Origin of the sequence: Moorella glycerini (assembly GCF_009735625.1) — a bacterium.
In the GTDB taxonomy this organism is placed as follows: domain Bacteria; phylum Bacillota; class DSM-521; order Neomoorellales; family Neomoorellaceae; genus Neomoorella; species Neomoorella glycerini.
Window position 1 is genome coordinate 2,059,545 of record NZ_CP046244.1, and the last position, 23,557, is coordinate 2,083,101.

Consider the following 23,557-nt stretch of genomic DNA (forward strand, 5'->3'; position numbering starts at 1 on the left):
GCGGTTTTTAGATGCTTGCTACCAGCAATAGAACTAAAGAAAAATTTGAACGATTGCTGAGCAGGTTTCTAGATAACAAAGTCGTCCCCTTCCTTGGGGCTGGTGTTTCAAATGACGCCGAATGTGAGGATGGTTATAGTGATGTGGCAAAGGTCAAAACATGGAAGAATAAACTGATTGAAGCAATTTGCTCAAAAATAAAGGAGCTTGAGAATGGGAAACAGTGGTACGCCTGGTGCTGTAATTACGAAAATTGTTCTAAAGTGACCAGCAAGTCTTGCGTTAATGGTGCCGAATCTAAGAAATATAAACCACCAAAGTGTGAAACCCTTTCATTAGGACAACTATGTGAAACATATATCTGGTTGCACGGAGATTATGGCCAGCGTGCTTTAGTACGGGAAGTTCTGGAAATCGAGAAACTGGTCAAAATGATCCCGTGCCCGGCTCACTATTATATAGCATTTCTGGCTCGCGAAGGGCTTATTGATGAGGTTATTACTACAAATTATGATACCTGTATGGAGCGGGCTTACGCCGATACTTTTCCCGTTCCTTACGATGATAAAAACAAGAGCCCGGCTGTTGTTATAGCCAACCTTGAGGATTATAGAGAAAAAGCCACAAAGTCTTTTATAGAGAACCGGATGTCATGCTTGAAAATTTATAAAATCAATGGCTGTGCCAGGAATTTGTTGAATTTATCAGGGAAAGAGGAGAATATACTTTTAACCGAACGCCAGCTTCAGGATTGGCGTGAACGACATTGGGCGCGTGATTTTTTCCGCGACCGCCTGCGTTCACGTACAATTATATTTTCCGGTTTTGGGAGCGATGAACCCCAGGTAAGGCATACAGCCCTCCAGGTTGTGGAAGAGTTTCAAATGATTAATCCACCGACGGAAGCCGGAGGTAACGGGAACCTATATTGGTGGGAACGCCCCAACGCGCCCTATATTGCTGCATATGATGATCATCTTTCTTTTAACCAGCTTCAAATTCTTTATGCTTATATTCAAGCTCATTCTAATTCCCCAACCATCGAGGAAGTTTATTTTAAAAACGCATTTACCGCTGTCGATTTATCCTTTTTTGTGGGAGAAAATAATGAACTAGATACAAAACTACGTGCGGATCTCTTCTGGGAGCGTATATTCCAGGGAATTTTCAAAAAACTATTAATACGTTATTGCAGTCGTGATTCGATAGCAGTTGCTTACCTATCCGGGATTTTCCCTGCTGCCGAAATAATTTTTCAGCAGATGTTAGAATGGTTTGTTCCCGGAGATAAACCTTTCGGCGCTTTCCCTGCAATACTAAGTCTTAAAAAAGAAAATAATAATGTTATGACACTTGCGCGTCTGGTTTGGTATGCAAAGTATAAAGGTAAACCGCCTGCAGGATGGTATGCCTCACTTAAAGACGAACCATTCCTTATCCCTTTTTTACTGCTTCTTATTTTTCTGGCTGTAGGGGAGAACGGAGGAGAGCAGGAGATTGCAGCAAAAGTATCTACGGAAAAAGAATTGTTGAGCATAACCTTTTTTAGCAATAATCACAAGGTAAAAGCACTCATTGCCCATCCCGAAAGGGCCTTTCAGAATCAGGAATTGGTAGATTTACCAGATGACTTTAAACAAAGAAATATCGTTCAAATAATTATATCTGAGGGCCTGCGAGAGAAACCACGGCGCCAGCGAATTAAAATTTCCAGTACAGATAATAGATGTAAAAGATGCAAGCAAATGTATATTTCTTCGGTATATCAGATACCTTTAAGGGAATTATTTCGCAATGCCTATGTTGCGTCCGCCAATATCAACAAATTGCGGAGTATTTTTTGTGAGAATTTAAAGAAAGTAGTCTTGTTGTATGATGAAGCCCGTCCACATTTGTCCCGGCGCGATCGGGTGAAACCTATCTAAAATAGGGGGTTTAATTAGTGCAAAACAAACTTGGAAATTGGCTTGTTCCCCTGGATGAAGAAGGTAAAAAGGCTTTGCTCAGGGAAGCCGCTACCGAACGCGATTTAATAAATTTTCATGACTTCCCTGGCCTTAAAGATATTTATGCTACTGATGTAGCTATCGCCGTACACCTGTATTGGGATACAGCAAGTTCCCTCGAAGCGGATGCATTAAAGTTGATAATTGGTCGCTTGTTGCGGTTGATAGGAGCCTATGCCGAGAAATTTGGGTTTGCTCTGCCAGTAATAGGTATTGTTGAAACTGCCAGTGAAAGAATAGATATCATTAATCGCTGGGCCGCCGATCAAGATTGGCACCGGGGCGATTTTTCCCTTCTCCCCGTTTCTATTGAAGGTCCCGAAACCGCAGAAGGTATGATTTTCCGGTTTCTATCCAGTGCTGCGATGGTATGGGCGGATATCAAAAGGCTTCGCCCATTAACCCTGGAAGAGTACCTTGCCAGACTAGAAGAAGAACGACGGAACAGATCTTTTACCTCAGAGCATGGGAGCTTGCTGGATGCTATTATTATGGCCTGGAAAGGAAAAAAGCCGACGGGAGCCGCAATTATTCAATGGCTTGAAAACCGCTTGCAAGACGTCAGCGAGCAAATGAAGGGGAGTTGAAAACGATGAAATTAGTAAACGAAAATTTATTTTCTGGAGATAACGATTGGGTACTTGAGGAAACTGACGATGTAAAGGAACGAATTATAAGGATCAAGTCCTTGTCGATTGATAATTTCCGCGGTATAAGGCAATTAAACAACCTGAATGTAGACGCGGATATAATTCTTCTTACCGGTCCAAACGGTTTCGGCAAAACGAGCTTCATTGAGGCTCTTTGCTTATTATTAACAGGCCATTATTACCGGGGCTCAGACACACTTCTTTTTTTAAAAAATGGAGAACCGGTAGGAAGTTCTATTATTAATGCCCAGATGCTTGTCTCCCACGGAAATGGGAAGCAGGAAGAAAGGCCTATCAACCTAACAATACCTAAAAACTACCCTAAAAATCCCATCCAAATTACTGGCTTCACATGGCCGGTCGATATTAAACCTGAAATTGTTGCCCGGGCAAGCTTTTTTTACCAGGATCTTCTAGGGTGTCTTTTTGATGAAGAAGATGCAAAAGTTACTCTTCGGGAATTTATAGCCCCTGTCCCGCGTGAACTTGATGAAGTGCAAAAGCAAATAAAAAATGCTTTAAAAAGGCTTGAGGAGGAAGAAAAGAAACTTTTTAGCTTCCCAGGTATCCCGGGTGAAGATGAAATCAGCCGGCAACGAAGGGAAACGGCAGCAATTTTTACAGACGCTTGGACAAAGTTGTCTTCAATTACAAACCTGATGCAAATACCTCTGCCGAAACGCTCGGCTGACTGGCTTCTTCTCATCTCCGGGAAAAATCTTCGGCACGGATGGGAAGGGGAATTGCGCAATCTAGCCAATGAGTGTTTAGCTTTATTACCTACACCAGGGCTTGAACCTTTGCCGGAGAACGCTGAACCAGAAGAATCCCTTCGCCGTATTGATCTGCTGCTGCGTGATATCGAAAGAAATATCGCTTCACGATTCCAGGACAGGTATCAAATAAGAATGCTATTAGCCTCTCTTCCCGAGGCAGGCTCCATTTTGGAGCAGGAAATGCTTGCGGAAGAAGAAAAGAAGCTAGAGGAACTACAAAAAGAGATCAAGGTACTGCAAGAAAAAGAGAAATCTTTGAATATGCTGGTCCAGTATTACCGGAATCCGGACGGGCCGGGATTAGCGGAAATCTTGGCAGCATTTCGAAGATACGGGGAAAACTGGGCCAGTACCCCCCTGGTGAATAATGAATTTGCCCCCCCGAAATGTGTTATAGAATGGCTTAGAACTATATTAAAAACTTTTTACTACGAAGAGGAGGGGCTAGATGAAATTTTTGCTGCCTGGCAAACACGGATACAGGAGGAAATCACCAGACTACGCCAATTCATTGCGGGAAGAGAGCAGGAGTATCAATTAAAGCATGAAATTATTGCAGCCTCAAAAAGAATTTGGGAATTAACAGCCAAATCAGTCGAAGTAGCAAATATTATTGCTAAGGCTAGGCAATCTAGCCAGGGGAAGCTGTCAAAAGAAACGCTACTTTCTTTTTTGAGCGACACCCCCGAGGGAGTAACTACTTCACCACCCAGCCCTGGGCAGGTAATAGCTTCAGTACATCAAGCTATTCAACATTGGCTTCAGGTGGAAGACTTAAATAAGAAGCGGGAAGAAAGGCTTAAGGGTACCGAGGGATATAATACGGCAGTGAAACTTTTTGAAGCTGTACGGACGGCCTTGCAGGCCGAGAGTTCCAAACGCGAATCTTTAATGGAGAAGGTCCTTGAATTACCGGAAAAAGAAGTAGAAAGATTAGCTGATCTCGTTAACCAGGTATTTTCCAGGTTCCGCACCGTCAAAGGGCTGTATCCCGTCAGTTTTGAAAGGGGGCAAAAAAATAGTGGGAGTGGCAGAAACAGGGTAGCAACTTGGAATATAGTGACAAATGATCGCAGGCCGCTTGGTGCATTATCTACGGGACAAAAAGCCCAGTTGGCGCTGGCTCTCCTTTTAAGTTTAAACATTGCCCTTGATAAGCTTATTCCCCATAATATTATCGGTCTGGATGACACCACCACGGCTTTAGATATGGCTCAATTACCGCGCGAGGCCACCCTGCTGCGGCAGATTGCTTATGGTGCCGGAGAATGCGACTTTAACCCGGCCTTTCCACGCCGACAGATTTTTATTGTGAGTCATCATGAAGACTTAACCCACCGTTTGATTGATTTTCTAATCCCCCCTGAAGGAAGGAAAATGCATATCTTAAATTTTAGTGAGTGGGAACCGGAATCAGGACCGAAAATTGATTCATACAGTGTAGATCCTGCTCTGGCGGCCTCAAAAGAGGCACGCGAGTATTTTGGGCGACTACTAAAGCAATTATTGATAGAATGAGGGAAATAACGAAATACATGTAGTCCAATTCACCGGGACTAAATCTATCTTTACAAGTTTACTTTGTTTTTTCATCGCTCATGTTAATAGTTGCTGTTATCATTGTTCATGATAAACTTATATGTAGCGGGCATGAAGCACTACAGCCTGTAAAAGAATTATTTCTCCCAGGGCAATGATAGATAAAGCATTTTTATAAGGAACTCAAAAGTTCTTCATATCAATGGAACGGTAGAGATGCGAGAGCGTGAGCCAGGCGTTGGGCGACGGCAGCTCTTTCTCATCTTCCTGGAGGGGTAACCTTATCCGGGGCGGCGTTGCCACTATTGACGTAACTGGCTGGTACTGGTATTATTTGTTCATAGGATAAGCATAAGTTTTGTCGAAATAACGACCAACGGAGCAGCCGGCATGGACAGCCAGTACGCAGTCCTGGACTGCTTGCAGAAAAGCGACAACCTCACCCAGCGCGACATCGCCCACCGTACCGGCCTTTCCGTCGGCGGGGTCAACTTGGTCCTGAAGAAAATGGTGCGTAAAGGCCTGGTTAAGCTGGAGAAGGTCAACGGCCGCAGCCTGCGCTACATCCTCACGCCCCAGGGCATGGCGGAGAAAACCCGGCTCGCCTACCAGTACATGCAAAGCACCTACCGGCAGATCGTCAAAACCGGCCGGGTGCTGGAAGAAGTAGTGGCGGAGAGGCCGGAGCCGGTGGAACAAATAATCTTCTACGGCCCCCACGACGAAGTGCTGGAGATCCTTAAAATAGCCGCCGGGAATTTGCATATAAAGCACACCACCGCTTCTTGCGCTGCCGACCTGGCAGGCCTGGACGGCAACACCCTGGTAATCACTTGGCAGGCCGGGGAAGAATACCAGCCGCCGCAGGGGGTAGAAGGGGTAAATATAATCGACCGGTTGTAGGGAATTGGGTAGCAAGAAGAAATTATTAGGCACTCAGAATAACATATAATGGCATCCGAATATCCCGCGTTCCTAATGAACAGTTATCCGGGGACGCCAGGGATCTGAAAAGAGAACTACCAGCCTTGTTCAGGGAGGAATGTCCCTTATGCCTCGAAACACGATAAAGCCGGCTCTACAAGATCTAGCAAAACGGAACGCAGAACTTTACGAAAAATATGGGCGACCTTTAGAAAAAGAACACAAAGGGAAGTTCGTTGCTATTTCCGAAGAAGGCAAAGTCATAATTGATCCTAATGATGTCCAGGTAGCCCAGAAAGCAATAGAAGAATTCGGTCCCGGCCGTTTTGCCTTCTATAAGATAGGCTTCAAGGCAACTGGCAAGTGGAGGATTACCAGTGCATAGCTATGAATATCCATATATAGATTTATCAATTTCTGTCGGCAAATATAAAGAAAATGTCCATGCATATATAGATACCGGCTTTGAAGGTTATATCGTGTTACCAGAAAATTATGTTGAAAAGATTGGTTCCCCGGCTTTTATCAGCAATTGGGAAGTGGCCGATGGAGCCCTGGTTGCAGCAGCAGAATACATTGGCACCATTGTGATCCCGGATATAGGATTTACTCTTATGGCGCGTATTACCTGTTTGGGTAATGAAATTCTCATTGGAAGAGCAGTAATCGATCATTTGCGCCTGATATTTGACCGTGGCCGGCAAGTTATTATTTATAACGACTGAAAGTTCAGGTGAAATCGACCATGAAAGGCCTCATCCTTTCCGGCGGCAAGGGCACCCGCCTGCGCCCCCTCACTTATACGACAACTAAACAGCTCATCCCCGTGGCCAACCGGCCCATTCTTTTTTTCGTCATCGAGCAGGTCGTCCAGGCTGGGATAAGGGACATCGGCATCATCATCTCCCCGGAGACAGGGGAGAGCGTGCGCCAGGCCGTGGGCGACGGCAGCCGCTTCGGCGCGCAGGTAACGTACATACTCCAGGAAAAACCGCTGGGGCTGGCCCATGCGGTACTTACGGCCCGCGATTTTCTCAAGGACGAGCCCTTCCTCATGTTCCTGGGGGACAACCTCATCCAGGACGGCGTGACCGGCCTGGTAGAGGCCTTCCAAAAAGAAACCGCCGACGCTGCCATCCTACTGAAGGAAGTTCCCGATCCCAGGGCCTTCGGCGTCGCTGTCCTGGACGGGGAAGGCCGGGTGACCCGCCTCATTGAAAAGCCCAAAGACCCGCCCAGCAACCTGGCCCTGGTAGGCATTTACCTCTTCACCCCGGCCATCCACCGCGCCATAGCCAATATCCGCCCCTCCTGGCGGGGCGAGCTGGAGATCACCGACGCCATCCAGGAGCTCCTCCAGTCCGGCGGCCGGGTCCTGGCCCGCCGGGTAGAAGGCTGGTGGCTGGACACCGGTAAGAAAGACGACATCCTGGAAGCCAACCGGGCCGTCCTGGACGCCTACGCCCGCACCGCCATCGAAGGAGAAGTCGACGCCGGGAGCCATATCGCCGGCAGGGTCGCCATCGGCCCCGGCAGCAAGGTAAAGAACACCACCATCCGCGGGCCGGCGGTCATCGGCAAAGGCGTGACCCTGGAAGACTGCTTCATCGGCCCCTTCACGGCCATCGGCGACGGCAGCACCTTAACCAGGGTAGGCCTGGAGCACTCCGTGGTCCTGGAAGGGTGTATTTTAAGCGACATTCCCCGCATTGAGGACAGCCTCATCGGCCGCAACACCCGCGTCCGTCGCGCCGGCGACGGCCGCCAGGCCCTGCGCCTCTTCCTGGGGGACGACGCGGAGGTCGCTGTTTAAACCGGAAAGAAAGAAGGATAGAATTATGGAACTTATCGACGGCGTAAAATTGCGGCAACTGCGGCTCATCCCCGACAGCCGGGGTTACCTCATGGAGATGCTGCGCCGCGACTGGGAAGAATTCATGCAGTTCGGCCAGGCCTATATCACCGCCTGCTACCCCGGCGTCATCAAAGCCTGGCACTACCATAAACTGCAGTGGGACCATTTTGTCTGCGTCAGCGGCATGGCCCGGGTGGTCCTCTACGATGATCGGGAAGGCAGCCCCACCAGGGGGCTGGTCAATGAGTTTCACATCGGCTACTTAAATCCGGTGCTCTTAAAAATCCCGCCCCTGGTCTACCACGGCTTCACCGCCGAAGGGCCGGAGACGGCTTTAATCGTCAATTTCCCCACCGAGCTCTACAACTACCAGCAGCCGGACGAGTACCGCCGGCCCTACAACGACCCGGCCATCCCCTACTCCTGGGAGGTAAAGCACGGGTAAAAGGAGCGACAGGCCGGATGCATATCCTGGTAACCGGAGCCGGGGGCATGCTGGGCCAGGCCGTGACCCGGGAATTCCAGGGCCGTAACCACACGGTTACGGCTCTAAGTCATGCCCGGCTGGACATAACCGACCTGGCAGCAGTCAAGCAGGCCCTGGCAGAATACACCCCGGAAGTCATAATAAACTGCGCCGCCTACACCAAAGTCGACCAGGCCGAGACCGATTACGAGGCGGCCGTACGGGTCAACGCCCTAGGCGTGAGAAATCTGGCCCTGGCCTGTAAAGAGACAGGTGCCGTGCTGGTCCAAATCAGCACCGATTACGTCTTCGACGGGCAAAAAAATGAGCCCCGGGGCATTTATGACGAGAGGCATCCCATTAACGCCTACGGCCGCAGCAAGTACCTGGGAGAGCGTTTTCTAGAAACCATCGCCCCCCGCTACTATCTCGTTCGCACTTCCTGGCTCTTCGGCCCCGGCGGCCCGAACTTTGTCGAAACCATCCTGAAACTGGCCCGGGAAAAGGAAACACTCACCGTAGTCGACGACCAGTGGGGCTGTCCCACTTATACAACAGACCTGGCCCGCGCACTTGTATGCCTGGTGGCAAGCGGCTGCTACGGCGTGTACCATATCACCAACCAGGGAGCCACCACCTGGTATCATTTTGCGCGGGAAATCCTGGCCGCGGCAGGTGTTAAGACAAACATTAAACCCGTTACTACCGCCGCATTCCCGCGCCCGGCCCGGCGCCCGGCTTATTCGGTGCTGGATCCTTTTCCGTTAAAAGAAACCATAGGCTACCTCCTGCCGACCTGGCAGGACGCATTGATGCGCTACTTTGCTGAGAGGAGAAACACGGATTGGTAAAGCTGTTAGTCACCGGCGGCGCCGGCTTTATCGGCTCCAACTTTATCCGGCACATATTAAAAGAGCATCCCGACTGGTACATAGTCAACCTGGACAAGCTGACCTACGCCGGCAACTTGGAAAACCTGAAGGACGTAGAGGATAACCCCCGCTGCCGCTTTGTCCGCGGCGACATAGCCGACCGGGAGCTGGTCGACCGTCTTTTCCGGGAGGAAAAATTCGATCTCGTCGCCAACCTGGCCGCCGAGTCCCATGTGGACCGCAGCATCCTGGACCCGGCGCCCTTTATCGAGACCAACGTCAAGGGCACCCAGGTGCTGCTGGAGGCCGCCCGGCAGCGCGGCATCGCGAAGTTCCTCCAGGTATCCACCGATGAGGTCTACGGCTCGCTTCAGCCGGACGACCCGCCCTTTACCGAAGAAAGCCCCATCCGGCCCAACAGCCCCTACTCGGCCAGCAAAGCCGCCGCCGACCTCATGTGCCGGGCCTACTTCGTCACCTACGGCCTGCCGGTGGTCATCACCCGCTGCAGCAACAACTACGGCCCCTACCAGCACCCGGAGAAGTTCATCCCGACCATCATCCTGAACGCCCTGGCGGATAAACCCATCCCCGTCTACGGCGACGGCCAGAACGTGCGGGACTGGATCCACGTCGAGGACCACTGCCGCGCCCTGGACCTGGTTTTGCAAAAAGGGCAGGCGGGGGAGGTTTATAACATCGGCGCCAATAACGAACACACCAACCTGGATATCGTAAAAACTATTCTCCGGCTCATGAATAAACCCGCGAGCCTCATCACCTTCGTTAAAGACCGGCCGGGGCATGATCGCAGGTATGCTATAGAGCCGTCAAAAATAGAGGCCGCCTTATCCTGGCAGCCCCAGGTGGACTTCACCTCCGGCCTGAAGGATCTCATTACATGGTACATAGAGCACCGGCCATGGTGGGAACGGGTGAAAAGCGGCGAGTACCGGGAGTATGCGGAGAAATGGTATAGATCCCTGACTAGTTAATAATGGATAAGCAAGGCACGTATAACGGTGCGAGAAGATTAGCTATAGTTTATCTTGCCTGTAAGAGGGGTAAGAACTTGCTTTTTGTTGAAAAGGTCTTTGCGGATTGCAAAAAGAGGAAATATGATAACCCAAGACTATATTGTTACTAGACAATTCTAACTGAATGTTCATCAGATATACAGAGTTAAAACTAAGGGTGAACTGAACTAAATGGTAGAGCAAACAGTATCAAATTCTCATAACACCAATGTGAGTTTAACAAATCCAATGCGACGTTTTGCTAAAGACAGTGTTTTTTATTCAATAGCCAAAAGCGTTCCCGCATTAACAGCTTTTGCAAGTGCTTTCATTTTTACAAGAGTATTCACGACTAGCGACTACGGACTCTACAGTTTAGTTTTGGCGATTATAAATCCGATTACCATCGCTTTGACAGAGTGGGCGGGACAACCTATAGGTAGATTTTACAGTGAGTATTATGTAGGTGGACGTGGCAGTGAGTATTCTAATATCGTTCGGACTCTCGCCTTGTTAGTGCTTAGCCTGAGTATACTGGCCGGCTTATTAATTGCAACGCTGGGGGCTCGATCTTGGGGTTGGAGTTTAGCATTGGCGGTCATTTTTCTTATACCTGCTCAGGCTATGACCAACGTACTTTCCCCAATTCTGCCTGCTAGCCTCGATACAGGTTACTACAGGTTTCTAGAGATCTCAAGAGCTATTCTGAATCTTGGTTTTTCAGCAACCTTGGTTTTTTTCCTATTTCGTTCACCAGCAGGCTTGATTTGGGGTATGCTGCTGGGTACATTATGCATGCTGCCATTTCTATTAAGAAGAGTCAAAAGAAGGCTACAGGAGATAACGCATGATAGTAAGATAGCGTTGCACGAAGATTCAAGATTGAAAGAGGGACTAGGACGCTTCATCAGATATGGTAGCCCAATGTTATTTTGGTTTTTTGCTGCTCAGCTTCTAGCTATTGGGGATCGATACCTGCTTCAATTCTTTAGGGGAAGTACAGAAGTCGGTATTTATTCAGCAAATTATAATCTTATCAGTGGTATCAGCGGTCTGTTGAGTGGGCCTGTTACCATGGCTGCCTTTCCAATAATAATGAGGCTTTGGGCTAATGGTGACCACGATGGCTTGGTCCGTACCCTATCGAAAATGACAGGTTTTTATTTGGTGTTAGGAATCGGCATGGTAGGTGGGACTGCGGCTGTTGGCTTCGATTTTGTATCTATCGCACTAGGTGAGCAGTTTAGAGTAGGGTATACGATTCTTGTACCAGTTTTGGCCGGGCAAGTACTTTGGCAGGCTTCTATATTGGGGCACAAAGGTTTGGAACTAGCGGAAAAAACATATGTCATGTTAAGATGGGCAGGTTTGGCGGCGTCTCTTAACTTTATACTTAATCTAATATTTATACCTCATAATGGTTATCTTGCCGCTGCGTATACAACATTGGTTAGTTACGGAGTGTACACAGTTCTTATTTTGTTTTCTTCGAGAGGTACCCTTCCTTGGCGTATACCTTTTTGGTTAGTATTTAAGTCGGGGATAGCCTGTATAATTGCTCTATTTACTGTCTGGTTCTCTTATCCGCCAGGCAATGGCTGGCTTTCATTTTTGTTACGAGGCTTCTTGTTCACCGGGGTTTATCTGGCTACCATCCTTCTGGCCGAACTACCACGAATAAAAGTGCTTATTCGATGAGGTATTTTAGCGTTTAATAAAACGAGAAGGGAGACCAATTAGTGCGGATCACCTTCATTTTGCCAGGTTATCCTTGGAGACCGGTGGGTGGATACAGGGTAGTTTACGAATATGCCAACCATCTTGTGGCCAAAGGCCATGATGTAACAGTAGTTCATCCACGTAAGATGCGGCAGACTCCACGCCCGGTTGGTTTATATCAGGTATTTCGTACTGCAGCCAAGCGAGGCCGGGACTTCTTGTTGCGGCCGAAGCTGGAATGGCAATGGTTAGACCCCAGGGTTAAAATGGTTTACGTTCGCGAGCCAATAGCCCAATATGTTCCAGATGGCGATGTGGTTTTTGCGACCGCCTGGCAAACTGCAGAATATGTGGCGAAGTATCCCTTATCAAAGGGTCGTAAATTCTATTTAATACAAGCCTATGAGATCTGGGGAGGGCCGAAAGCACAGGTAGATGCTACATGGCGGTTCCCTATGAAAAAGGTAGTTATAGCCAAATGGCTTTTTGAGAAGGGCCTGGAACTCGGTGTACCTGCAGAGGAGATGCGACATATCCCTAACGGGATCGATCTCAAAAAATTCCATATTACTACAGACATCACTAACCGCCCTCGACGCGTCAGTATGTTGTATTCGAATACAGAATGGAAAGGTTCAGTAGACGGCATCCGGGCACTGGAGGTCGTAAAGAAGGAGTTTCCCGAGTTAAGAACAGTTTTCTTCGGCACTCCATCACGGCCGGCTTCCCTGCCAGACTGGATTGAATATTACAAAAATCCACCCCAGGAAACGTTAGTAGAAGAGATTTACAATGGTAGTTCGATTTTCTTATGCCCCAGCTGGACAGAAGGATGGGGTTTACCGGGAGCAGAAGCTATGGCTTGTGGATGCGCCTTGGTTTCTACTGATACGGGGGGAGTACACGACTATGCCATCCACAATGAAACCGCTTTATTATCGCCTCCTCGAGATCCGCAAGCTCTGGCAGAGAACCTTTGTCGGCTTCTGAATGACGACATACTACGGGTGCGTCTAGCTGAAGCTGGCTGTGCCAATATTCAATACTTTACTTGGGATCGAGCCACCGAAGCACTCCTTGAATTTATAACGAGTGGGTAGCTAATACGGTACCATATCATAGCTTTCGTAGGATCTCGCTGATAAGATATTGGTTGTCTAACTAACAACAGCAAAGGTAACCTAAACGGTATATTAACAGTTACAAGGAGTTCCAACAATGTTTTTATACTTCGCATCACTTATAGAAATTCTTGAACAAATCGACAAAGAGTGCCGCCTCGTTATAGAAGATATAGAAAGTGAAAGCCCAGAATATCCATCCGCTAAATATTTTGCAGATAGAATAAGATATATCGAAAGTTTAGTGAAAGAAAATCTTGCTAAGACACCATTGGTAAATGCACCACGTTTCAAAGATTTGTCCCGTCATATAAGTTTTGGTATGTATTATTCAACAAAACAACCAGGGATTCAAGGTATTCAAGGCAATTTGCAAGATATTATTTTATATGACATTCCGGCCATTCGCCAATGGATATTGGAATTCATGGAGGGCCATATAGATGGCGAATTGTTGGAGGTAACAAAAAAGCGCCTTCAAAATAATGATTATATTGGAGCTGTACGTGCCGCGTTCCCGTTGTTTTCTCAAAGAATGCGTTTATCATTTGGAATAGATGCTAGCGTTAAAGACGGAGCAAAGCTGATTGATAAAGTTTTTGGGGAAACAACTACTATTCATTTAAGGAATGGAGCAATATTAACTGGCAAGGAGAAAGAGTCTTTTAATTCTCTTTTAAAGGGTTTATATCAGTTGGTTAGGAATAATGCTATTCATGAACACGATTCAATTACTCTCGAGCAAGCAGATGCTGCTTTGGCTACTCTTAATTATGTACTTCGTACTATAAAGATGTAATTTAACACGAAAATAACCTAACAAATGATCTTCATCAAGTAAATAACCCTACCAGGCAGGGCGTAAAAAGGCAATAATAAGCTAGCAGATGCATGAACTTGCATCAGCCAGGTTAATCCTTTTTGAGGGTATAGTGTTAAACGACCTGGGCGACTTCCCTTACCTCGAGTCCCAGCTTCCGGGCCTCAGCAATAATTTTCTTGATCCGAAACCTTTCTTGCTTTTGTTTGGCTTTCTCAAATGCAGTCTCGTCGTAGTCTGTACCGTTTTTTAGTAAGTTGTAAATGATTACCAGGAGCTTTCTGGCTAAAGCGATAAGGGCTTTCTTGGCCCCGCGGCGTTGCTTGACCTTCCAGTACCAGGACGATAAATAGCTGTCGCGTACCCGGGTGATGGACCAGGCAACTTCGCAAAGAATTCGCTTTAGATAGGTGTTACCGTGGGTGGTGCGAGTGGACTTTTTTTTCCTGCACTTTCATTATTGCCGGGGCTTAAGCCCGCCCAGGAACAGATATGTTCCGCAGTTTTAAAGCGGCTCATATCGATGCCAATTTCCGCCAGAATAGCGGCGGCAGCGGTTTTGTCAATCCCCGGGATGCCGTCCAGTTGTTCCAGTTGTCTTTGGTATTGATTAAGTTTTTCCTCCAGCTTTTGCTCTACCAATCGAAGATGCTCGTAGTGCTGATCCAGCCAGCCCAGCAAAAGCTTGAGGAACTCCCTTTGGTGAACATCCATTTTGCCATTGACAGCCTGCTTGATTTCCTGAAGCTTACTCTTGGCACGACCCTTTACCAAAGTCTCTACTTCCCGGGCGGATATCTTCCCGTGACGGCAAAGGTGATCCATAATCGCCCGGCCCGATACCCCGAAGATATCGGTGAGGAAGGTGGAGAGCTTGAAACCGCAGCTTTGTAAGTGCTTTTCGATGCGGTTCTTTTGCGACGCAATCTCTTCGATAATACTTTTGCGGTACCGGGTTAGATTACGGAGTTCCCGGATAGGTTTGGAGGGGATAAAACTTCCTTCCAACAATCCGGCGCGTAAAAGGGTAGCTATCCATTCAGCGTCCTTCATGTCAGTCTTTTTACCGGGAACGTTTTTCATGTGCCGGGCGTTGGCAACAATCAAAACCATACTGCCGTCAAAGGCTTCTTCCAGGACGTTATATACAGGCTGCCAATAAACCCCGGTGCTTTCCATGGCCACATGGCGGCAGTTCTCTGCTTCCAGCCAGGCTTTCAGTTCATCAAGCCCGGGCAGAAGGGTGGAAAAGGTGCGGATGGTTTTTGTCGGTTCCTCGCCAATATTGCCTTTTAATAGGCAGGCAACCACGGTATCTTTATGGACGTCCAAACCACAGCAGGTTTCCAAGATGTCTTGCATAAGAACTCCTCCTGCTTCATTGGATTTCAGGGATGATTGCCCGAGAAAGTAAGAAGTTTAACACCCGTGCTGTTCCCAAGTCCTTAAGAACAAGGGGCGACAATTGGCTGTGCTCAAAGGCAATCAGGTTAGGTTAGTACTCGAGGTTATACCATCAAAATATACTCAACCTTTGTCCCTGATAAGTCCAATGTAGCAGAAAATCAGATGTTTGTAATCACTTCTTTCTATTTTCATGATTGTTTGTGCCTTCCAGGCATGGCCGGTTAGTAAGATAATCAAAAGAAAAAGGGTATGGGGAGAGCTTTGATGTGACATAGCCCAAGGTAAACTATGCAGCACTTGGGGATGGGGATTTGTTTTTACGATAAACACTCTCGAAGGAGACTTTAACGAGATTGTATTATGGCAAAGCTAAAAGAATGCTTTAAAAATATAGCCCAGATATTTTGGCCATTTCTCGAGGGTGAGCGAAAAGAAGATAATTCTCTGTTTACTCAACCCAAGGAGATGCTTAACAAACTTGAAACAATTAACGACATTAATCTGTTAACGCAATTTTTGACTATGGCAGAAAAATTATACCTAGAGGAAAAAGATAGACTGCGCACAGTCGAAGCGAAGGGAACTACTTTTTTAGGAACTTCTGGATTTGCAGCAGCACTGCTGATTTGGCTAGCACAAACAATTAAGAGCGAAGGTTTTATAGATCATTATTGGCTTTCTATTATAGTTACCGTACTTTATACTTTCACTCAAATATATTTTATCATGACTATCTACTATTCTGCCTGTACATTGTCTCGCCGGAGATATTCAACAATAGACAGAGCCAAGATATTTCCACGTGAAGAAACAGAATACGCTACATATCTCAAGCGGATAGCAGTAATTTATATAACCAATTATTCGCGTAATCTTAGAATTACTAACGAAAAAACTGACTTAGTAGCTTTGGCTCAGGAAAACTTTTTAAGAGCCCTAATCTGTATTGGAGTTATTGGGGTTTTGTTTGCTATTGATAAGCTTTTGTCGCTAGTTTAATTTACTACACTATTGAAAGGAGAATTGCCATGCGTCCATTTATAGGTAATTTTGCCGAGCCAACTAAAGAAAAAGTATTTCCATTTCATTTTGATGCGAAAAAAGATGTTTTGGTTACGAATCATCTTGAACCTGTGGTAAAATCCGATTTAAAAGTTGCTGAACTCACAACCAAAACTGAAGTTAGAAGGGAAGATGACGATGACCTCCCGAGTTTTCTTACAAAAACCAAGATCGATCGTGAGGATGATGACGATGATATTTATTTTTGAGAGGGGGCTATTGGAGATGACTTTTATTAGACAATTTGCAGAAAAAGTGAGACAAAGGGGCTCCCCATTATCTATTATAAGGAAAAAGAAGTTAATATACTTCCTGGTGCTAGACAAACGCCTATTGTCTCGAACGGTAGCAATCTGGCAGAGCTTATGACTAAGACATTTGTTGATCGAGAAGAAGATAATGATAGCGAGTGGGGCAATGAATAAAGAACTTATCTTGTTGCTGACTAACAAAGAGGACTTAACAGCTGATTTTGTAGTTTTAGAACTACAGAAACGAGGCATACCGTACTATAGATTCAATACGGAAGACTTTCCAACAAAGGTTAAGGCCAGTATTTTCTTTGATGTTGATACGCTTCACGGTTATATAGAAGATGAAAGACATTATATTGATATGCAAAAAGTTAAGAGCATCTGGTATCGCAGGCCTAAAAGGGCGATTTTACCAGAAAAATTTGGAGATTTTAAGACCTTTTGTATTAACGAATCCTGGTTTTTTATACGTGGGTTTTGGGAAAGTATCGACTGCTTCTGGGTTAGTCACCCGTACTCTCTGGAAAATGCGAGAAGTAAAATTAAACAACTTCAAGTAGCAAAAGAACTTGGCTTTGATATTCCAAAAACCCTAATTACTAACCAACCGGAGGAAGTAAGAAAGTTTTTCGATTACTTGAAAGGAAAGATGGTAGTAAAACCGGTCAAGTCAGGTATTGTTAGGGGTGAAAATAACGAATTTGTAATTCATACAAGCAAGGTGAACGAAGAACACTTATTGAATTTAGAGGATTTAAGATTTGCTCCATCGATATTTCAAGAACTGCTTCCGAAAAAATACGACATCAGGGTAACTGTCATTGGGCAGAACGTATTTCCAGTGGAGATTCATTCCCAGGATAACCCGGATGCAATGATTGACTGGCGCAAGCCTCAGGATGTTGATCTGGTGCATAAGTCGCATCACTTACCGCCTTTACTGGCTGACAAATGTCTGAAACTTACTAGGTACTATGGTTTGCAGTTTGCTGCAATAGACCTTGTGCTGACACCCGATAATCAATACTACTTTCTCGAAATCAACCCCAACGGCCAATGGGCCTGGATACAGCAGAAGACAGGGCTACCTTTGACTGAAAGACTTGTTGATTTGCTGACTGGAGTTCAGTAAATCTCTTAATAAACCGCTGGAACTTTACAAGCTAAAATCCAACCGTGAGTGGGATCGCCTACATGAAGCAATAAGAAGATAATTTCGGACCTGTGCCTGACGGTAACAGGTCGGCTATGAGCGAGGCATGTAATTATGCCTGTCGTCATTGCTGGTATCGTTACCTGGCAACTTGGTATGTATGCGTATAAGCCTCTGGAGTTTGCCGAAAGGACAACACTCATAGTTGTTTTCAGTCTTGTGGCGGCTTTGTTACCAGACTTTTGACACTGGAAGTTGTGAGATTCAAAAATGAGGTGCTGAACGGTGCAAGCTGTTATTCTCGCCGGAGGCTTTGGTACCCGGCTCCGTCCTGTGGTCCCAGATCTACCTAAAGCCCTCGCCAAGATAGGAAGCAGGCCGTTTTTGAAATACCAGTTAGCGTGGTTGGCTTCATATGGAACGAGAGAAGTAATTCTTTGCCTGGGCTACCGCTCTCAAGCGGTCCTATCCTATTTAAGTGAAGTAAACACAGAAGGTATTCAGGTGATATCGTCAATAGAACAGGAGCCATTGGGAACCGCGGGCGCCCTCAAGCACGCAGAACACCTTTTAGCGGAGAGATTTTTGGTTGTAAATGGCGATACATTTGTAGATGTTAACCTGACTGCCCTTGTAGAGTACCATTACAGAAAGGTTAGCTTCTTGACCATGGTGCTTGCTAACGTAGAAGATGCCACTGCCTATGGCCAGGTTAAGATTAACAATGAAGGCAGAGTTGTCTCCTTTCAAGAAAAAGTTCCTGGGAGGGGACAGGTTAATGCCGGGGTGTACTTTATGGAGAAGTCGGTGTTAAGGTATATTCCCCCAGATCAGCCTTACTCAATGGAAAGGGAGTTATTGCCCAAATTGCTTACTCGCGGCGAATTAGTTTATGGCTTTGTTCATGAGGGTTACTTTATTGATATCGGCACGCCATTAAATTATAGGCGAGCCCAAGAAGAATTGCCGGGGAGGTTTATGTGATGATTATTCGTGCCAAGGCTCCCTTACGGGTTAGTTTCGCTGGTGGGGGGACTGATATACCACCATATCCACAGGAGCATGGTGGTGCGGTGCTGTGTTCTACAATTAACAAATATGCTTATGCCAACATTATTCCCGGTGGCAGAGAGATTGAAGTTCATTCCCTTGATTATGATATGACAATTAAGTATACGAATAGCGATACCGCTCTGTATGATGGCAAGTTGGACCTAGTTAAGGCAGCGTTGCGGGTTATGGAAGTCAGTGATAGTTATGCAACAGTCTACCTGCATAGCGATGCTCCCCCGGGTTCAGGCCTTGGTTCATCTTCATCCATGGTAGTAGCCTTAATTGGTGCCATCAAACACTGGTTGCAGCGGCCCATGACCAGCTATGATATTGCGGCTTTAGCTTATCGTGTAGAGAGAATAGAACTTGCCATTGCGGGTGGTATGCAAGACCAATATGCGGCAGCATTCGGCGGGTTTAACTTTATCGAATTTCAAGGGGATACAGTGGTAGTAAACCCGTTGCGGGTACGGTCTGATACCATAAACGAGTTGGAGTACAATCTTCTCCTCTGTTACACCGGCGGTATCCGCCTTTCAGCCCATATTATTGACGACCAAGTACAAAACTATCGCACAGGCCATGTGGATAGCCTGGAGGGGCTACACCAGCTCAAGATGATTGCCTATGAAATGAAAAAAGCTCTGCTACTAGGACGGCTTGACGACTTTGGGGCACTTCTCCATGAGGGTTGGCAGAATAAGAAGCGACTTAGCAATCGCATATCCAATTCTCATATAGACGGGATATATGAAGAAGCCCTGCGGTATGGTGCCTTGGGAGGGAAGCTCCTCGGTGCAGGCGGCGGTGGTTATCTTTTGCTATATTGCCCCTATAATAAGAAGCACAGGGTGGCCGCTGCTATAGAACGCATGGGAGGACAGATAACACCCTGGAACTTTGAAAACCGGGGGCTACAAACCTGGGAGAGTGATAGGGGCGTTATGAGTGGTACCATTCATTCTATGGCGGTTTAAGACCTAAGGATATATGTGGTGTATGCCTACTAATGGCAAAGGTATTTCTTAACGAGATTTTAAGTAGACAGGTGAACACAAGTGAACGATACTCAAAAAATTATTGAAACTGCCTTGGCCGATTCAGCCAACCTTTACAGAATCATTGCCGAACCGTCATTCATAAGCCATATTCTAGAGGTTGGGTTGGTCTGCGCTAGGGCTCTAAGCGCTGGTGGTAAGCTACTGCTATTTGGTAACGGAGGTAGTGCGGCTGATGCCCAACATCTAGCGGCCGAGATGGTGGGCCGATTCAAAAAGGAACGCGACGCCTTACCGGCACTGGCACTTACTACTAATACGTCTATCCTGACCGCTATTGGGAACGACTATGAGTTCGAGTCTATTTTTGAACGCCAGATAGCGGCCTTATGCCGCATAGGAGACGTGGCCATAGGTATTAGTACCAGTGGTAATTCCTCTAACGTCCTTCGTGGACTTAAGAAGGCGAAGGAGGTTGGCGCAACGGCGGTTGGCTTGTTAGGATCGGGTGGCGGCAAGATACTCCCCTTGTGCGATATCGCTATTGTTGTCCCCTCAAGCAATACTCCCCGTATACAAGAAGCCCATATCTTTATTGGCCACATTCTATGCGAACTTATTGAAGAACTACTTTTTGGAGGTCAGCAGTGAGACGTGCGGTGTTCCTGGACCGTGATGGCACTATTAACGTGGATAAGGGTTACGTCTACCGCCCTGAGGACCTTGAACTCTTGCCGGGAAGCGCCGAAGGCATACGGATACTTAACGAAGCAGGCTTTTTGGTCATAGTGATTACCAATCAGGCTGGCATAGCGAGGGGCTATTACACGGAAAAGGATGTGCAGGTGTTCCACGAACACCTGCAGAATGTGTTAAATGCTGAGGGTGCCCATATAGATGCCTTCTATTATTGCCCCCATCATCCGGAGGGTCTACCACCATACAATGTAGAATGCGAGTGTCGTAAGCCAAAACCGGGACTGATCCTTCGAGCTCAGGCTGATTGGGATATAGACTTACATAGCTCCTGGTTTGTAGGTGATAAGTCAACTGACCTTGCAGCCGCCAAAGCGGCAGGGTGCATGGCTATACTGATAGGATCTGATCAGTATTGCTTTAGGGCAATTAAGTCAGTAGAAGGACCAGTTATGGTATCTACGGTTTTAAACGCTGCGAATCTAATTATTAATTCAAAATGAATTACCTAAGAAGCTTTATGTCTTTGATTGCGAGAAACACGCTGGTTACCTTTTGGGAAACATAATAAACCATGCTGGTGGACGTTTTCAACCTTGGCTGGGGCGTATCGAACATATAGGTTATGGGGAGCCAGATAACGGTCAGTATGACAAAGTTACCAAGGTTAATTACGTCACCGGGTGCAGCCTAAATCGCAAAGAAGGCCATGCTCGAAGTTCGAACCGTAAAATATATTCGTAAAGGGCAAGATACTACCTCGCCAAGTAGCGCGGGCAAGGACCTGGGGTATCAACCTAATATATCGAAAAAGCTATTGCCCTCTAATGGATGGTGAGCGATGTCAAAGATACCTTTAACAATAATATTGCTTGTGTCTCTTCTATTTGGTAAACTTTATGAGCTGCCGATAGCTGGAAAAACCTTTGTTCTATTCTATACGGATATTGCCATCTTAGGGGCATTGGCTATTACTGCGATTAGAGGGCGGTGGGTTGTACCAGTATCAACAAGCTTAATGTTGTGGCTCAGTTTTATTTTATGGGCCTCCCTATCAATCTTCTGGGCAGCGGACCCCTTGCGAGCTGCGATGAACGCAGCATACTTATTTAGGGCAATATTAACGCTGTTGCTTTCTTTCAATGATTTACGATGGCAATTGGACTCATGGAGGAGCCTTACATGGACTCTAAGATTGTTTTCGGGTATACTCTGCCTTCAAATAATCACTTCATTCATTCAAGGAGCTAATGAACTTAATTGGCAGCTATCATTTTACGGATTAAAGCCCTTTATAGTTACACCATTGGGGGGGAGTAATTACCTAGCCATATTCTTGGAGTTCGCAATAGTATACGAGCTTATAGTAAAGCCCCGATTATGGTTCATCCTGTTTTTCCTATATTGCTTCTCTTTAGTAATTACATTGTCGCGAGGTGCCTTTGCCGCCCTAGTTATCGGCATATTATTTGTTTTTCTATTTCTTTTAGTGAAGGGTGGTCCTAATAGAATTAAGTCTATTTTAAATATGATTTTCCTTATGTTTACTGTTGTATTTATTATAAGCCGTACTACTATTGGTAACATCATTTTCCAAAGCTTTAAGATAGTCGGTCATACAGAAGAAGTGCGTTTAAATTTATGGGGAGCGGGTTTAGAAGTGTGGAGTAAGACGCCAATTATTGGTGTGGGGTTTGGAAACTATATAAATTATGTAGGAATGCGTGATGCTCACAACACGATTATTGAAGTCTTGGTTGAAACCGGCTTGATTGGAATAATATTATTTTTGCTTTTCTTTTTAAGCCTATTTTACTATATTATTAACTTAATTAAGAAAACAACACAAGAAGAACAAAAACGTTTACTAAGAGCAATTCTCATAGGGCTAATAACAACAACAGTTCATTCATTTGTTGAGCCGTTTTTCTTAAGTGGTAGTAGCCTCACATGGTTATCAATTATAATGTCTTATGTTTATGTTGTCTCGACTACCTGTAATAGGAAACCTAACCAGAAAGGCATTCCTTAAACAGATTGCCAGAATGGAACCAGAAACCGGGAGAGGTATACTCTTTCTTCTAATAAACCAAACTGGCTCTAGTGCTCCTAGTTTCCTGATTACACCTCTTCGGCACTTTTGAATATACATTTAATGTTAAATTTAGAGAGTATAGGAAGGTTGGGTTATAATTGGATTATAACTTAAATACAACTACAGATTTAGATGGTATATCAATAATAATTGTTAATTATAATACAAAGCATCTCTTAAAAGATATTATAACATCGATTTATGATTCTTGTATTTATATAAAACATGAAATTATCATTGTTGATAACGCTTCCTCTGATGGAAGTAACCAACTTATTAAACAAAGCTTTCCTGGTATAAAGTTAATTGAAAATCAAGTTAACATGGGATACGCAGCCGCAGTTAATATAGGTGTTCTAAATGCACAGTATGAGGCAATATTAGTCGCGAATTCTGATATTAAATTTAGGTTGAATACCATAGATAAAATGTTCGAATACCTCAAGGCAAATCCATGCGCTGGAATTATTGGGGCTCAACTCACAAATCCAGATGGGACCTGGCAGCGAAGCTATAGTTTTTTCCCTACTTGCTTTAATGCCCTCAGGGAGCTGTTTTATATTATTAATATCCTTTTAAGAATAGAAAAGGTAATGTGGACGTTGGGACTACGGCGCCCCCGTAGAGTGGATTATCTCGATGGAGCATGTTTTATGATGAGAAAACATCAGTTTTTGGATATAGGCGGATTCGATGAAATTTTTTTCTTTTATGCAGAAGACGCAGACTTATGTCTTCGATTAAAGAAAGAGGGGTATGAAAGGATTCTTTTAAGGGATGCCATTGCCGTTCATTATAGAGGAGCAAGTTCTTCAATATGTAAACCTGAACACTATTCAGGAATGCAAGCGAAAAGTAATTGTAAATTCGTGGAGAAGCATTTTGGTATTAGGAAAGCTCAGCTTTATGCATTACTGAAGAGTACTCATTTCTTTATCACCTATAGTATGATATCAGCTCTTAATATGTTTATACCGTTATCAAAGAAGAAGGACATTTACAGAACTTTATGGCAATCATATGCATCGAAGATTTTTGGACATAGACATATTGGCGCTTGAGGAGGATTATATCG

The 23,557-nt window shown here is 45.6% G+C and carries 23 protein-coding genes and 1 pseudogene; 23 read left to right on the forward strand and 1 reads right to left on the reverse strand.

The features are described 5' to 3' along the window. The first annotated feature begins 11 nt into the window (after positions 1-11). From MGLY_RS10180 to MGLY_RS10240, 13 genes are all read left to right on the forward strand, one after another. On the forward strand, positions 12-1,925 hold the full coding sequence (locus MGLY_RS10180) for an SIR2 family NAD-dependent protein deacylase (RefSeq protein WP_156273538.1): 1,914 nt from the start codon (positions 12-14) through the stop codon (positions 1,923-1,925). 17 nt (positions 1,926-1,942) lie between these two features. Beyond that, positions 1,943-2,593 carry a hypothetical protein gene (locus tag MGLY_RS10185; RefSeq protein WP_156273540.1) on the forward strand — a complete coding sequence of 217 codons (651 nt, stop codon included), beginning with the start codon at positions 1,943-1,945 and terminating at the stop codon, positions 2,591-2,593. A gap of 5 nt (positions 2,594-2,598) precedes the next feature. Then, a complete protein-coding gene (locus MGLY_RS10190) occupies positions 2,599-4,950 on the forward strand; it encodes an ATP-binding protein (RefSeq protein WP_156273542.1) in 2,352 nt (783 codons plus the stop codon). 411 nt (positions 4,951-5,361) lie between these two features. Then, positions 5,362-5,874 carry a winged helix-turn-helix transcriptional regulator gene (locus MGLY_RS10195; protein WP_156273544.1) on the forward strand — a complete coding sequence of 171 codons (513 nt, stop codon included), beginning with the start codon at positions 5,362-5,364 and terminating at the stop codon, positions 5,872-5,874. 148 nt (positions 5,875-6,022) lie between these two features. Then, positions 6,023-6,280, forward strand: coding sequence for a hypothetical protein (locus tag MGLY_RS10200; RefSeq protein WP_246187304.1), 258 nt, complete (start codon positions 6,023-6,025; stop codon positions 6,278-6,280). Beyond that, positions 6,273-6,620 carry a pepsin/retropepsin-like aspartic protease family protein gene (locus MGLY_RS10205; RefSeq protein ID WP_156273548.1) on the forward strand — a complete coding sequence of 116 codons (348 nt, stop codon included), beginning with the start codon at positions 6,273-6,275 and terminating at the stop codon, positions 6,618-6,620. Before MGLY_RS10200 ends, MGLY_RS10205 begins: the two co-directional genes overlap by 8 nt. 20 nt (positions 6,621-6,640) lie before the next feature. Then, positions 6,641-7,708, forward strand: coding sequence for a glucose-1-phosphate thymidylyltransferase (locus MGLY_RS10210; RefSeq protein WP_156273550.1), 1,068 nt, complete (start codon positions 6,641-6,643; stop codon positions 7,706-7,708). 25 nt (positions 7,709-7,733) lie between these two features. Next, the gene (locus MGLY_RS10215) at positions 7,734-8,195 is read left to right on the forward strand and encodes a dTDP-4-dehydrorhamnose 3,5-epimerase family protein (RefSeq protein WP_062283315.1); all 462 of its coding nucleotides are present in this window, start codon (positions 7,734-7,736) and stop codon (positions 8,193-8,195) included. A gap of 17 nt (positions 8,196-8,212) precedes the next feature. Continuing rightward, on the forward strand, positions 8,213-9,067 hold the full coding sequence (gene rfbD / locus MGLY_RS10220) for a dTDP-4-dehydrorhamnose reductase (RefSeq protein ID WP_156273552.1): 855 nt from the start codon (positions 8,213-8,215) through the stop codon (positions 9,065-9,067). Continuing rightward, entirely contained in the window at positions 9,061-10,083 is a 1,023-nt protein-coding gene (gene rfbB / locus MGLY_RS10225; protein ID WP_156273554.1) for a dTDP-glucose 4,6-dehydratase, read from the forward strand. Before rfbD ends, rfbB begins: the two co-directional genes overlap by 7 nt. 213 nt (positions 10,084-10,296) lie before the next feature. Next, positions 10,297-11,802 (forward strand): oligosaccharide flippase family protein, encoded by a 1,506-nt coding sequence (locus tag MGLY_RS10230; RefSeq protein ID WP_156273556.1) that lies wholly within the window; start codon positions 10,297-10,299, stop codon positions 11,800-11,802. A 41-nt stretch (positions 11,803-11,843) separates the two neighbouring features. Continuing rightward, a complete protein-coding gene (locus MGLY_RS10235) occupies positions 11,844-12,923 on the forward strand; it encodes a glycosyltransferase family 4 protein (RefSeq protein ID WP_156273558.1) in 1,080 nt (359 codons plus the stop codon). Between the two features lie 118 nt (positions 12,924-13,041). Continuing rightward, the gene (locus MGLY_RS10240) at positions 13,042-13,743 is read left to right on the forward strand and encodes a TIGR02391 family protein (RefSeq protein ID WP_156273560.1); all 702 of its coding nucleotides are present in this window, start codon (positions 13,042-13,044) and stop codon (positions 13,741-13,743) included. Positions 13,744-13,879: 136 nt separating this feature from the next. Here MGLY_RS10240 and MGLY_RS10245 read toward each other — a convergent pair. Beyond that, positions 13,880-15,126: pseudogene (locus tag MGLY_RS10245) on the reverse strand (IS110 family RNA-guided transposase). A gap of 405 nt (positions 15,127-15,531) precedes the next feature. On the opposite strand from MGLY_RS10245, the gene MGLY_RS10250 reads away from it, so the two are divergent. From MGLY_RS10250 to MGLY_RS10290, 10 genes are all read left to right on the forward strand, one after another. Next, positions 15,532-16,170, forward strand: coding sequence for a hypothetical protein (locus MGLY_RS10250; RefSeq protein WP_156273562.1), 639 nt, complete (start codon positions 15,532-15,534; stop codon positions 16,168-16,170). A gap of 29 nt (positions 16,171-16,199) precedes the next feature. Then, positions 16,200-16,442, forward strand: coding sequence for a hypothetical protein (locus tag MGLY_RS10255; RefSeq protein ID WP_156273564.1), 243 nt, complete (start codon positions 16,200-16,202; stop codon positions 16,440-16,442). 172 nt (positions 16,443-16,614) lie between these two features. Next, on the forward strand, positions 16,615-17,619 hold the full coding sequence (locus MGLY_RS10260) for an MvdC/MvdD family ATP grasp protein (protein ID WP_156273566.1): 1,005 nt from the start codon (positions 16,615-16,617) through the stop codon (positions 17,617-17,619). A 135-nt stretch (positions 17,620-17,754) separates the two neighbouring features. After that, positions 17,755-17,886: a hypothetical protein gene (locus tag MGLY_RS18505; RefSeq protein WP_277997842.1), complete on the forward strand. Its 132-nt coding sequence runs from the start codon at positions 17,755-17,757 to the stop codon at positions 17,884-17,886. 39 nt (positions 17,887-17,925) lie between these two features. Next, the gene (locus MGLY_RS10265; protein ID WP_156273568.1) at positions 17,926-18,624 is read left to right on the forward strand and encodes a nucleotidyltransferase family protein; all 699 of its coding nucleotides are present in this window, start codon (positions 17,926-17,928) and stop codon (positions 18,622-18,624) included. Continuing rightward, on the forward strand, positions 18,624-19,670 hold the full coding sequence (locus MGLY_RS10270) for a GHMP family kinase ATP-binding protein (protein ID WP_156273570.1): 1,047 nt from the start codon (positions 18,624-18,626) through the stop codon (positions 19,668-19,670). The genes MGLY_RS10265 and MGLY_RS10270 overlap by 1 nt, the downstream gene beginning before the upstream one ends. An 81-nt stretch (positions 19,671-19,751) precedes the next feature. Beyond that, complete coding sequence (locus MGLY_RS10275; protein WP_211661863.1) at positions 19,752-20,342, forward strand: D-sedoheptulose 7-phosphate isomerase; 591 nt, start codon at positions 19,752-19,754, stop codon at positions 20,340-20,342. An 8-nt stretch (positions 20,343-20,350) separates the two neighbouring features. Continuing rightward, positions 20,351-20,890 carry a D-glycero-alpha-D-manno-heptose-1,7-bisphosphate 7-phosphatase gene (locus tag MGLY_RS10280; protein ID WP_170291022.1) on the forward strand — a complete coding sequence of 180 codons (540 nt, stop codon included), beginning with the start codon at positions 20,351-20,353 and terminating at the stop codon, positions 20,888-20,890. A gap of 338 nt (positions 20,891-21,228) precedes the next feature. Then, a complete protein-coding gene (locus tag MGLY_RS10285) occupies positions 21,229-22,419 on the forward strand; it encodes an O-antigen ligase family protein (RefSeq protein ID WP_156273574.1) in 1,191 nt (396 codons plus the stop codon). Between the two features lie 161 nt (positions 22,420-22,580). Continuing rightward, positions 22,581-23,543: a glycosyltransferase family 2 protein gene (locus tag MGLY_RS10290; protein ID WP_156273576.1), complete on the forward strand. Its 963-nt coding sequence runs from the start codon at positions 22,581-22,583 to the stop codon at positions 23,541-23,543. Positions 23,544-23,557: the final 14 nt, after the last annotated feature.